Consider the following 12678-nt stretch of genomic DNA (forward strand, 5'->3'; position numbering starts at 1 on the left):
GGAGGGCGGCATTCAGGACGGTGGTGGGAAATCAGGAAGCAGGACCCCCTCCCAGGGCGGGCGGGAGCGGGGCGTGGAGTGCTCCACGTCCATGCTCCAGCCACTCACCAGACCGGGAGGAGACCCTCACCCCAACCCTCTCCCAGAGGGAGAGGGAGCGGGGCTCACGCCTTGTCGAGCGCCATCGACAGCACCTGGGCGGTGAAGTTCACCAGGGGGATGATGCGCTGGTAGTTCATGCGGGTGGGCCCGATGACGCCCACCGTGCCGAGCACCTGCTCGCGGCTGCCGTAGGGGCTGGCGATGACCGTCACGTCACCGGCCGAGGAGAACTCGCTCTCGGTGCCGATGAAGATCTGCATCTCGCGCGCGCGCTGCACCCGGTCCAGCAGCGACAGCAGCTTGTGCTTCTCCCCGAGCGCCTTGAAGAGCGCGCGCATGCGCTCCACGTCGGCGAACTCGGGCTGCTCCAGGAACGAGCCGGTGCCCTCGATGAGCACACGCTCGCCGGTCTGCAGGTCCGTGGCCGCCGCGCCCAGCTTGAGCGCCTTGGCCGTCAACGCGTTGTAGAGCGCCTGCTCCTGGTCCAGCTCGGTGCGGATGCGCTCGCGCGCCTCCTCCAGCGTCACCTCGTGCAGCAACTCCGAGAGGTAGTTGCTCGCCTTGAGCAGCTCGTCCGAGGTGACGGGGAAGTCCACCATCAGCAGCTTGTTGTGCACCTGGCCGTTCTGCCCCACCAGGATGGCGAGTACCCGGTCCTCGCGCAGCCGTACGAATTCAATGCGCTGGAAGATGGCCACGTCCGGGCGCGGGGTGACGACGACTCCCGCGTGCCGGGTGAGCGAGTGCAGCAGGCGCGAGGCCTCCGACAGCAGCTCCTCCATGCCCGACTCGTGCGCCAGCCCGGCGTGGATGAGCTCGCGGTCTCTCGGTGCGGGATCCTTCAGCCGCACCATCGTGTCCACGTAGAAGCGGTAACCGCGGTCCGTGGGCACCCGGCCCGCGGAGGTGTGGGGCTTCTCGAGGAAGCCGAGCTCCTCCAGGTCCGCGAGCACGTTGCGCAGCGTGGCGGAGGAGACGTCGAACTCCGCGCGCCGCGCCAGGTGCTGACTACCGACCGGGCCACCCGTCGAGATGTATTCCTGAACGACAGCGCGGAGGACTTCCTTCTCGCGCTCTCCCAGCAGCTCCTCGGACATCCTTGGCTCACACTCCCCAACGAACGACGCTTCGCCCGGACTGGGCGAAGAGAGACCGACAATGCCCTGAAACATTAAGAAGGTAGAGGGCACGGTTCAATCCCCCGTCCTCCCGCCGGGAGAGCGAGGAAGCTCCCCGAGCGGTCCGTACCTGTCCACACACGGCTCAGGGCCGCCGGGCGCGGCAGGCACGGTCCAGCTCATTCATAAGGCCCGGCTCCAGGGCGCGCGTCGTCCGCGGGGACAGTGTCCGGAAGTGTCGGCAGCGCTCCTGGGAATCCTTCTCCTGCCGGAAGTACCGGGTCATCACGGCCGCCGCCTCGTCCACCCGGCCCTTTTTCAGGTGGAGGCGCTGCAGCGCGAGGTAGGGCTCGGCGGGCGCGGGGTTCTCCTGAATCTGGCGCTCCAGCTCCTGGATGGCGGCGTCGTCGCGGCCCTGGCGCTCCAGCTCCACCGCGCCCTCCAGCCGGGGCGTGCCGGTGCAGGCGGCCCGGAGGCCCCGCAGCTGCTGCGCGAAGCGGGCGCCGATGCGCTCATAGGGGTCCAGGTCCACGGCCTTGAAGATCTGACAGCGCTCGGACCGGGGCTCCTTCGCGGTGGCGTCCCAGACGGCGTCGTACACCTGCGCGGCCTCGCGCACGCGCCCGGCCGAGGCGAGCCGGTCGGCGAACTGGATGTCCGCCAGGGCGTCCTCGCGGCCCTCGTAGGGGCGGACCGAGAGGTGGGTGCGGTACTCGCGCACCGCCTCGTCCACCTGGCCCTGGTCGAGCAGCAGCCCGGCCAGGTCCTTGTGCGCCTCGGGGTGTTTGGGGGCGAGCTCCAGGGTGCGCCGCAGCAGCTCGACACGGACCTTCGGGTCGCGCGTGAGGACGCTGAGCCCGTAGTAGGGCCGCGCATCCGGGACGCCCAGGTTCACCAGCTGCTGGTAGAGGTCGAGCGAGCGCTGGCGGAGCCGGGCGCGCTCGGCGCTGCCCTCGGGCTGGCGGAAGGCCTGGTTCCAGACGGCATCGGCGAGCGCGAGCTGCGCGTCGAGCTGGCGCGGGTCCTCGCGCACGACGGCCTCCAACTGGCGCACGGCCTTCTCGCACGTGGCGTCGTCGAAGCCCTCGGCCTGGCAGCCCTGCTCGTGGAGCCGCAGGGCCGCCCGGGCCGCGGGAGAGGGCGGCGCGGGCACGTAGCGCGCGGGAGGCGCGACGGCGGAGAACCGGCCCGGGGATGCCCCCGGTGGAGCGGTGGGCGGCTGCTGGGCCCAGGCCGCGGAGGACAGGAGCACGCCACAGGCGAGCAGTCGGAAGGTGGGGCAAGTCATGGTTGGGTTTCCTTTCCGGGCCTCAGCGCTGGACATGGACGTGGTCGGCGGCCGGGCTGTCGCACGCGAGGAAGAGGGTGGCGCCGCGCTCGGTGAAGGAGGCGCGCTCGCCGACGACGGCGTCTCCGGCGGCTTCGACGAGGCACATCAGCTGCTGCGGTGTCTTGCCGGGGATGACCATCCGGCGCGGGTCGATGTCCAGGGCGCTCCCGGCGGTGTGGCGGCTGTTGATGGTGGCCGAGCCGGCGGCGCGGTTGCGCTGCGGGTTGCGGAAGGCGCTGCTGACGAAGTCCTCCAGCTTCACCTTCGGCTCGCGGTTGTTGGCGCGGGTGTCGGCGATGCCGTTGGGCCCGGCGAGGATGGAACCGGTGCACCGCCCGCCGACGTGGAGGCCCGAGCAGACGTCGTCCCCCTGGGGATCCGTGTCCCCGAGCGCTCCCACCGTGAGGATGGGCGCCCCGGGAGAGACGACCACCGTCTTCGGCGTCAGCCCGCGCGTGCCCACCGGCTTCTCCTGCACGTCATTCTGGAGGAGCGCCTGGAACCGCTCCTCCATCTGCGCCAGCAGGCGCGAGAGCCCGCCCGCCTCCGTCTCGGCGATGACGCTGTAGTTGCCGGTGTTGAAGACGGGGCGGCCCGGGATGGAGATGAGCGCGCGGCCGGGTTGGAAGCGTGTGCCGTAGTCGAGGTACTCCTGCCGCAGCACGTCGTCCTCCTCCTGGCGGAGGAAGGTGGTGGGGGGCAGGCGGACCTCGAGCGTCTCCCCGCCCTCCAGGGGCAGCGAGGCCACCAGCTCATACTCCAGCGGCGGGTTGGGCTCGCGGTTGCCTCGGGTGCCCACGCGCGAGCTGGCGCGGAAGACGGCCTCCGGGCCCTCCTTCGAAGCGGGGTCCGCGGGCCCCGTGTGCGGGCCCACCGGCTGGAGGCTCCAGTGGATGCGCGCGTCCAGGTCCTCCGCGTTGCGCACCCGGCCGCGCGCGGTGATGGACTCGCCCGTCACGAAGGAGGTGCCCGAGGTCTCCGCGCCCTCGCCGTCCACGGCGACGGCGAGCACCTCCAGGGAGATCTCCTCGTCCCCCCGCCGCGTGCTGTCCTGGCCCAGGGGCGCCGGCCCTCCGGAGCCCCCCGTGCCCTCCTGCTCCGCGCCTGGACGCTTGGAGCACGTACAACCCGCCAGCGCGATTGCCAGACAGGCGGACCACGCCCGCCAGCCAGCCCGGGTTTTGCTCACGGCAGTACCCTCCCCCCACCACGCGCCTCGCGTGGCGAAACGCGCGCACCGTAGGGAGCCCCCGTCAACGCCTCCATCACCCTCAGGGCACGGATGTCGCAGAACGAACGTGCCCGGCGGCGGATGTGAGGCAGGCAGCCAGGCACTGCCCCGCAGGGTAGGCCGAGGAATTACATCGCCGGGCACGGGACGCGGCGTTAAAAGCGCGACGCCTTGTCCTCCGCCTCCTCTTCGATTCCCGCCGCGGCGCTGCCCGCGGACACCACGCCCGCGGACCAGAGCCGCGGGATGCTCGTCTTCTGCCTCTTCGCGCTCTACGTCATCTGGGGCTCGACGTACCTGGCCATCCGCTGGGCGCTGCAGGGGGGCTTCCCGCCCTTCCTGATGGCGGGGATGCGCTTCACGCTGGCGGGGCTCGTCCTCTACACGTTGCTGCGGCTGCGCGGGTACGCCCACCCCTCGGCGCGCGAGTGGGGAGCGGGCGCCGTCGTCGGCACGCTGCTGCTGGTGATGGGCAACGGCTGCGTGGTCTTCGCGCAGCAGTACGTGCCCTCGGGCGTGGCGGCGCTCGTGGTGGGCAGCATGCCCTTGTGGGCGGCGCTCTTCGGCGGGCTCTTCGGCCAGTGGCCCGGACGCGCCGAGCGCTGGGGCCTGGCCATCGGCTTCTGCGGCCTCATCCTGCTCAACCTCGGCAGCGACATGAGTGGCAACGCGTGGGCCGCCATCGCGCTGCTGCTGGCCCCGGTGACGTGGGCCTTCGGCTCCGTCTGGTCGCGCCGGCTGCCCATGGCGCGGGGGCTCATGTCCACCGCCACGCAGATGCTCACCGGCGGAGCCCTCTTCCTGCTCCTCAGCTTCGGGCTCGGCGAGCGCCTCACCACCCTGCCCGACCCGCGCGCCCTCAGCGCCTTCTTCTACCTGGTCATCTTCGGCTCGCTGGTGGCCTTCAGCGCGTACGGCTACCTGCTGCGCAACGCGCGGCCGGCGCTCGCCACCAGCTACGCCTACGTCAACCCGATGGTGGCGGTGATGCTGGGCACCTTCCTCGCGGGCGAGTCGCTGAGCACCTGGGGGATGATGGCCATGGGCGCCATCCTCGGCTCGGTGGTGCTGCTCACGCGCGCGAAGCGCTGAAAGCCCGGCCGGACGTCAAGCCCGAGTGTCGTCACTTTGACGTGACACCCCCGCGCACTGATTGGGCGCGAGCGGAGTGTCACGCGCGTGCGCACGTTCCTCTTTCCTCTGGAGGGGCTCGTTCCTAGTGTCCGCGGCGCACTGGGAGTACCCACCCTGCGGAAAAGGACAGCGCCCCCATGACCAACAAGACGGCGAAGGACGTGCTTTCGTTCGCGAAGGAGCACGGCGCACAGATGGTGAGCCTGCGCTTCATCGACTTCATCGGCCGTTGGCGCCACTTCGCGGTGCCGCTGCACGAGCTGAGCGAGGGCATCTTCGAGGAGGGCCTGGGCTTCGACGGCTCGTCCATCAAGGGGTGGTTGGAGATCCACAACTCGGACATGCTGGTGGTGCCGGATCCGAACACGGCGGTGATGGACCCGTTCACGCAGACGCCGACGCTGGTGCTGCTGTGCAACGTGAGCGATCCCATCACCAAGGAGCAGTACATGAGGGATCCGCGCAACATCGCCGCGCGCGCGGAGAAGTACCTCAAGAGCACGGGCCTGGCGGACACGGCCTTCTTCGGGCCGGAGGCCGAGTTCTTCATCTTCGATGGGGTGCGCTACAGCACGGAGCCGCACCACATGTTCTTCGAGGTGGACTCCATCGAGGGCGCGTGGAACTCGGGCCGCGAGGAGCCGGGCGGCAACCTGGGATACAAGCCGGGCTTCAAGGACGGCTACAACGCGGTGATGCCCACGGATGCGCACAACGACATCCGCGACGAGATGTGCCGGATTCTGGGTGAGGTGGGCATCACCGTGGAGCGCCAGCACCACGAGGTGGCGACGGCGGGCCAGTCGGAGATCGACTTCCGCTTCGACACGCTGGTGAAGACGGCGGACAACCTGATGTGGTTCAAGTACGTGCTGAAGAACGTGGCGGCGCGGCACGGCAAGACGGTGACGTTCATGCCCAAGCCCCTGTACGGGGACAACGGCAGCGGCATGCACACGCACCAGTCCTTGTGGAAGGGCGGCAAGCCGCTGTTCGCGGGCGAGGGCTACGCGGGCATGAGCGAGATGGCGCTGCACTACATTGGCGGCATCCTGAAGCACGCGCGGGCGCTGGCGGCGATCTGCAACCCGACGAACAACTCGTACAAGCGGCTGGTGCCGGGGTACGAGGCGCCGGTGAATCTGGCGTACTCGAGCCGCAATCGCAGCGCGTCCATCCGGATTCCGATGTTCAGCGCGAGCCCGAAGGCGAAGCGGCTGGAGTTCCGCTCGCCGGATCCGAGCTGCAACCCGTACCTGGCGTTCGCCGCGCAGCTGATGGCGGGGCTGGACGGCATCGAGAACAAGATCGACCCGGGCGAGCCGCTGGACAAGGACATCTACGGGCTGTCGCCGGAGGAGCTCAAGGACGTACCGAAGATGCCGGGCTCGCTGGAGGAGGCGCTGGACTGCCTGAAGAAGGACCACAAGTTCCTGCTGAAGGGGGACGTGTTCAGCGAGGACTCGCTCCAGAGCTGGATCGAGCAGAAGCAGAAGGAGGTGGACGCCATCCGCCTGCGTCCGCACCCGATGGAGTACCAGCTCTACTTCGACATCTGAGCAACCCCCCTCCACCCGGAGGACAGCACCCCTCTCCCTCTGGGAGAGGGACGGGTGAGGGTATCGGGCATCCCGATTGGATGACACCGTGTCAGAGCAGCCGGGATGATGCACGCGTGACGACCCCACGCCTCGCACGCCCCTCGAGTCCCTCCATGCCCTTCCCTCGCGCGCCCCTCGCGGCGCGGCTGCTCGGCCTGCTGCTGCTGTGCCTGGCGCCCATGGCCCCCGCGGCCGACAAGCCCACACCGCCACCGGCGGACAAGGCGGACACGGCCGCGGACACGCCCTTCCCCGCCCCGCTGCTCCACAACGCGGACATCACCTACACGTTCGTCATCCTCCACCCGGCGCCGCCGAAGGGGGACGTGGTGGCCGAGGCGCGCAAGCTGCTGGCGTCGAAGTACAAGGAGCTGGCGGGAGCCTGGAAGCCCGGAGCGCCCCAGCCCGAGGTGGAGCTCCAGGCGGTGCCTCCGGAGGAGCTCGAACCCATCGACGAGGAGGTGCTGGACTTCTTCGGCCGGAAGCTGGATGCGGGGGAGCGCAAGCGCCTGACGCAAGCGAGGCACGCCACGGTGCTGGCCTTCCACGTGCCCTTCGCCCGGCGCAACGAGGCACTCCTGGCGGCCACGCGCTTCGCCCACCAGCTCGCCTCCGAGCGCGCGGGCTTCCTGTGGGACGCCGAGACGCGCGAGTACTACTCGCCCCAGCGCTGGAAGGAGCAGCGGCTGGACGGCTGGAACAGTGGCGCACCCTCCCTGCCGGCGCACATCACGATGCACGTGTACGGCGAGGGCGAGCGCCTGCGCGTCATCACACTCGGGATGGCGAAGCTCGGCCTGCCGGACCTGGTGGTGGAGCAGGTGCAGCGCTCGATGAGCAACGAGGTGGGGACGCTCGTCAACGGGATGGCGCAGCTGCTGGCCGAGGGCCTCGAGCTGCCCGAGGACGGCACCTTGAACGTGGACCTGACGCGGGTGAAGGACGCCAAGGTGAAGCGCCAGCTCGAGGCGAAGATGTCGGAGGGGGCGCGCCGGAGCCTGAAGCTGCGGGCCATCGAGGCCACGCGTGACGAGGGAGACCCGGACAACCACCTGCTGGAGATTGCCTTCCCGGGGAGCGGGACACCGCACGCGCGGCAACTGGCGGCGCTGGACACGCTCTTCGGCAAGCAGCCGGACAGCATCACGCCCGTCAAGGCGGGAGACCCCGAGCTGGCGGAGGTGGCGCGCAAGGCCCGCCTGCGGCTGACCGAGCTGAAGCCGCGCGTGGAGAAGGGGCTGCGGCCTCCCGAGGAGCTCACGGTGAAGGCGGGCTTCCGCACGGATGACGGCAGCTCCGAGCACATGTGGTTCCAGGTCACCGGGTGGGAGAAGGACCACCTGCGCGGCACGCTCGCCAATGAGCCGTTCGAGGTGAGCAGGCTGCGCCGCGGCTCGACGGTGAGCGTTCCCCTGAAGGACGTGGACGACTACCTCTACACGCGCCCGGACGGCACCGAGGAGGGCGGAGAGAGCAGCCGCATCCTCATGCGCCGCCAAGAGGGTCGTTGAGCCCCCTGTCGAAAAACGGGCCGCTCACCACCCCCGATGGACGTTACATCGTGGTGGACGGGCAGCTCTGGCGCCGCTCCAACCCGGCGCTCGGGCAGAAGCAGCGCGCGCTGCTGGTGGAGGCGCTGATGCACGCGCGGCGGGACGTGGGCCTCGCACTGCGAGCCCATGACGCGGAGGCGGAGCGCGAGGCCCGCGCTCGGGTGCACCGGGCGAAGGTGGCACTCGGGGAGCGGGGGCCTCCGTGGTGGACCGACGGCACCCCGGACCTCAACCGCCGCCGCGTCGAGAACACACCCTACGCCGCCTGGTTCCGCTCCCGGCCCGGCCGCTGAGCACGGGCGCAGGAGCACCCTCCGGGCCCGGCCTCGAGCAACTGGTCCGACTGTTGGACCAGTTGGTCGAGAGCGCGAGCCTACCGCGCCGGGGAGCCCCAGGTGGACTCGGGGTCCTCCAGCGCGTCGCCGATGTGGCGCAGGACACTCGCGACGAGCTCCGCGTCGAGCACGCGCGCATCGAAGGTGCACGAGAGCGTCATCTCCTTGCCGGGGACGAGCGAGTCCCCCTCGAGCACGGGGACGTCGCGCACGGCACCGGAGGCGAGGTAGAGGGCCACGCGGGTGTAGGGCACCATGGCCAGCCACGCCCGCTCCAGGCCGAGCGAGCCCACGTTGGAGACGGCGACGGAGCCGAAGGGGTCCCTCGGCATGCCCACCCACGCGAGGTCCACGTTGAGGGTGAACCAGACGAAGGAGAGCAGCCGGAGCACGGTGTTCATGACGAGGCCGGGGACGCGGTAGGAGCGCCGCTTGCCCCGCTCGATGACGGCGTCCCGGCGGTGGCGGACGTGCTCGACGCGCTCCTGCATGGCGCTGGCGAAGCCCTGGAGCGAGAGCGCATCCGCATCGGGGATGGTGGCGGTGGTGAGGTCCACCCGGCCGAGGTGCTCGGGCTGCACCACGAGGACACAGACGCTCACGCGCTTGCGCAGCCAGGGGCGGTTCCAGCGCAGGATGACATTGGCCTCGGGGTAGCGGCGCAGGGCATCGGCGGCGGCCTTGGCCACCAGGTGCGTCACCGTGAGGCGCTGGCCCGAGCGCGCGCGGAAGGCCTCCACGTACGCGAGCGCGCGCTCCATGCGCACCTCGATCGCCGCATAGGCACTCGGGTCCCGGGGGGACTTGTACGTGCCGAGGGCGAAGAGGGGGAAGTTCACGGGCTGGCGAGTCCTCTACCACCGGTCACCGCCCCGTCCACCTCCTGACGTGCCCGCCACGGTCCGGTGGCATACGGTCCATCCTCCCGTCATAGATGCGGCATGCGTACCTGCCTCGTGCTCTCCGCACTCGTGTTCCTCGCCGCCTGCTCCGGCTGCCGCAAGAGCCAGGCGAAGACGGCCCCCGACTGCATCCTCGTCGAGGATGACTTCGGCTCCGACGGCACCGTGCCCATCACCGTCGAGGTCGTCGCCGAGGGCCTCGAGGTCCCCTGGGGCATCGCCTGGCTCCCGGGGGGCGACGCGCTCGTCACCGAGCGTCCTGGCCGCATCCGCCTGCTGCACAACGGCGCGCTCCAGCCCGCGCCCGTCGCCACCGTGAAGATCTCCTCCGCCGGGGAGAGCGGCCTGCTCGGCATCGCCGCGCATCCCTCCTTCGCGAGCAACCGGCAGTTCTACGTCTACGTCACCACGGACGAGGGCGGCTCGACGCAGAACCGCGTGGAGCGGTGGACCCTCTCCGAGGACCACACCACCGCGACCTTCGAGCGCGTCATCTTCGGCGGCATCCCCGCGGCGAAGTACCACGACGGCGGGCGCATCCGCTTCGGCCCGGACGGCATGCTCTACGTCGGCACGGGGGACTCGCGCGAGCCGGACAACGCGCAGAACGTGGACACTCCGTCCGGCAAGCTGCTGCGGCTCACGCCCGAGGGCGAGGTCCCCGCGGACAACCCCTTCCCCGGCAAGGCCGCCTTCCTCCTCGGCGTGCGCAACACCCAGGGCTTCGACTGGAAGGACCGCGACACGCTCTACTTCACCGACCACGGCCCCAGCGGCGAGACGTTCCGCCGCGGCCATGACGAGGTGAGCGTGGTGCGCAAGGGGGACAATTTGGGCTGGCCCACCATCTACAGCTGCGAGTCCGGCGAGGGCTTCGTCACCCCGTCCCTGACCTGGGAGGACGCGGCGCCCCCGGGCGGAGCCGCCCTCTACACCGGCGACGCCATCCCCGAGTGGAAGGGCTCACTGCTCATCGGCACGCTCGGCTCCCGGCACCTGCACCGGGTGGTCTTCTCCCAGGAGAATCCTCACCAGGTCGCCCAGCACGAGGTGTACCTGCGCAACGCATGGGGCCGCCTGCGCGAGACCGTCATGGGTCCGGACGGCCACCTCTACGTCACCACCAGCAACTGCGACAGCCGCGGAGACTGCACGGCGCGCAAGGACGTCATCCTGCGCATCCGCCGCTAATCCCTCTTCAGGCAGGTCCGCGAAAGTGGGCCGCTGGGAGCCCACGCTGACAACCGCGGCCATTTCCCCTCTCCCCTCGGGAGAGGGACGGGGTGAGGGTATCAAGGCCCCGGGTTGAATCCCGTGGCCCCACTTTGGGACCACGGGTGGAAGCACCGTGACGGGCACCCTCACCCTGACCCTCTCCCGAGGGGAGAGGGGAGCTTATCGGCCACTTCCCTGAAGGGGATTGAAACAGAGAGGGGCCGCGTGCCCGTCCGGGCGCACGCGGCCCCGGGGACTCACCAGCTCACCGAGTCCACGTACACCGTGCCGGACCAGGCCGCATCGGTGAAGAGCTCGAGGCCCAGCTGGTACAGCGGCGACGCCGCGTTCGCGGGCACCTGCACGCTGACGGTGCTCCAGTCCCCAGCCTTCAGGGACGTGGGAGCCACCCACGAGCCCGTCCACACCCAGGCACCCGCCGCGCCCTGCTGCACATAGGGCTGGATGCCGGTGATGCGGCTGCCGGCCGGGACCCAGACGCGGACGGACACCGTCCGGCCCGCGGGCACGGCGGCGTTGAGCACCGAGACGCGGGACATCCCCGCCGCGGTGCCACCCATCGTCACCGCCAGCGAGCGGCTGCCCTCATACGCCTTGGCGGTGGACGACGTCACGCCCTTGACCAGCGTCCCCGAGAAGGTCCACCCCTGCGTGTCCGTCTCGAAGCCAAACTGCGCGGTGCTCGGCGTGGGAGTCGGCGTGGGAGTCGGCGTCGGAGTCGGCGTGGGAGTCGTCGTCGTGGTGGAGCCCGCGGGGAGGGCGAGCCCACCGGCCTTCAAGAAGGCACCGGCGTAGGTCTTCAGAAAAAGCTGGCCGTTCTTGTCGACGTCGGTGGTGTGCGAGGCCTGCTGGCCCTCGCCCCGGCCGAAGAGCAGCGCGATGACCCCGCTGCTCGCGAACTTCTCGCGGTGCGCGGCGCCCCCGGTGCCGAAGAAGTACTCGGAGCGGTTGTCCTTGAAGCCCCCGCGCGGCGCGTTGCTCGTGTTGGCCACGTTCGCGCTGTTGGAGTTGCCCTCCGGAATCTGCCACAGCACCCAGCGCTTGCCCGAGGTGCGGTTCCACAACCGCAGCCACTCGGCGTAGCGGTTGAAGCTCTTGGACGAGAGGGAGGCCGTGTCGCTCGCGTCCCACCACCGGTCCTGCCCGTACTGCTTGTAGAAGTCCGCGTCGCGGTCGAGCGGGTCGCCCACCAGCACGTCATAGGTCGCCCCCGTGACGTTGGGCCCCAGGCCCAGCGGCTTGAGGAAGTTGTAGACCTTGTCCACCTCCGGCTGCAGCGCGTCCGTCAGGGAGAAGTACGCGATGTCCTTGCCACTGGCCCACCCCGAGATGTGGATGCCCAGGATGACGTTGCTGGCCCCCACCGCCTTGCGCAGTTGGAGGAACGCCAGGCTCCAGCCGGCCACCGTATTGGGCAGCCCCGCCAGCTCCGGCAGCCCCGTGGACGCCACCGCCGCGGGGGCGTTGGGGTTGTTGTTCGAGTACTGCTGGAGGTAGCCAAAGCCATCCGCCTCCAGCAGGACGAGCACCGGCTTGCCGAACGACTTCGCCTGCTGCATCAGCACCTTGAAGTCGGAGAAGTAGCTCTTCATCGTGGTGGCGTTCTGCGCCTTGACGAGGAACTGGGCCTCGCCGCCACCGGGCTCTCCGTTGACCTGGTAGTACTGGATGGCCGGGATGAAGCCCTGGGCCGCGGACTCCGTCATGAACTGCTTGCCCCAGGAGCCATCCGCGGGCGACCAGCCCCAGTTGTTGAGCCACCCCTTGGTGAAGTAGCGGTAGCGCACGTCCCAGGGCACGGCGCTGTCCTTCATCCAGGTCTGGCCCGTGTCCTCGAAAAGGCCCACCATCAGGCGCGAGGGCAGCCCCGCGGGAACGGCCCCCGCGGCCGGCGACACGAGCGGCGCCTCCTGGGCGTCCAGCGTGTCCAGGGAGGGATTGTCGGAAGAGAGATCTCCAGGCAGCTCGGGGCCACAAGCCGCGCACGCCAGGAGAGCAAGCGATAGGAGGAAGTGTTTCATGGGGGCGCCAACCAGAAGGGGGCCCTCCTATTTCCCGCCGTCCTGGCTCCGCTCCAGGGATGGACACGGGGGCTCGCCTGCCTGTCCCGCAGGCAATCCGTGCAGGCGGCCCGCG

The 12678-nt window shown here is 70.2% G+C and carries 10 protein-coding genes; 5 read left to right on the forward strand and 5 right to left on the reverse strand.

The genetic code is table 11. The features are described 5' to 3' along the window. Positions 1–164: 164 nt before the first annotated feature. The 3 genes from hrcA to NR798_RS42350 form a co-directional block, all read right to left on the reverse strand. Complete coding sequence (gene hrcA / locus NR798_RS42340) at positions 165–1199, reverse strand: heat-inducible transcriptional repressor HrcA (RefSeq protein ID WP_375768286.1); 1035 nt, start codon at positions 1197–1199, stop codon at positions 165–167. A gap of 166 nt (positions 1200–1365) precedes the next feature. Next, on the reverse strand, positions 1366–2508 hold the full coding sequence (locus NR798_RS42345) for a tetratricopeptide repeat protein (RefSeq protein WP_375768287.1): 1143 nt from the start codon (positions 2506–2508) through the stop codon (positions 1366–1368). 22 nt (positions 2509–2530) lie between these two features. Then, positions 2531–3739, reverse strand: coding sequence for a hypothetical protein (locus NR798_RS42350; RefSeq protein ID WP_375768288.1), 1209 nt, complete (start codon positions 3737–3739; stop codon positions 2531–2533). 213 nt (positions 3740–3952) lie between these two features. On the opposite strand from NR798_RS42350, the gene yedA reads away from it, so the two are divergent. The 4 genes from yedA (at position 3953) to NR798_RS42370 (ending at position 8362) form a co-directional block, all read left to right on the forward strand. Further along, entirely contained in the window at positions 3953–4873 is a 921-nt protein-coding gene (gene yedA / locus NR798_RS42355) for a drug/metabolite exporter YedA (protein WP_375768289.1), read from the forward strand. A gap of 179 nt (positions 4874–5052) precedes the next feature. After that, positions 5053–6474, forward strand: coding sequence for a type I glutamate--ammonia ligase (gene glnA, locus NR798_RS42360; protein WP_375768290.1), 1422 nt, complete (start codon positions 5053–5055; stop codon positions 6472–6474). A gap of 155 nt (positions 6475–6629) precedes the next feature. Further along, positions 6630–8027, forward strand: coding sequence for a DUF2314 domain-containing protein (locus NR798_RS42365; RefSeq protein WP_375768291.1), 1398 nt, complete (start codon positions 6630–6632; stop codon positions 8025–8027). Continuing rightward, positions 8024–8362 (forward strand): hypothetical protein, encoded by a 339-nt coding sequence (locus tag NR798_RS42370; protein ID WP_375768292.1) that lies wholly within the window; start codon positions 8024–8026, stop codon positions 8360–8362. Before NR798_RS42365 ends, NR798_RS42370 begins: the two co-directional genes overlap by 4 nt. Before the next feature lie 80 nt (positions 8363–8442). On the opposite strand, the gene NR798_RS42375 is transcribed toward NR798_RS42370, so the two are convergent. Next, positions 8443–9243: a 2-oxo acid dehydrogenase subunit E2 gene (locus NR798_RS42375; RefSeq protein WP_375768293.1), complete on the reverse strand. Its 801-nt coding sequence runs from the start codon at positions 9241–9243 to the stop codon at positions 8443–8445. Positions 9244–9345: 102 nt separating this feature from the next. Between NR798_RS42375 and NR798_RS42380 the strand changes: the two genes are divergently transcribed. Further along, a complete protein-coding gene (locus NR798_RS42380) occupies positions 9346–10497 on the forward strand; it encodes a PQQ-dependent sugar dehydrogenase (protein WP_375768294.1) in 1152 nt (383 codons plus the stop codon). Positions 10498–10778: 281 nt separating this feature from the next. Here the strand turns inward: NR798_RS42380 and NR798_RS42385 are convergent, their stop codons facing one another. Further along, entirely contained in the window at positions 10779–12563 is a 1785-nt protein-coding gene (locus NR798_RS42385; RefSeq protein WP_375768295.1) for a hypothetical protein, read from the reverse strand. Positions 12564–12678: the final 115 nt, after the last annotated feature.

This window comes from Archangium gephyra (assembly GCF_042230915.1).
GTDB classification, from domain to species: domain Bacteria; phylum Myxococcota; class Myxococcia; order Myxococcales; family Myxococcaceae; genus Archangium; species Archangium gephyra_B.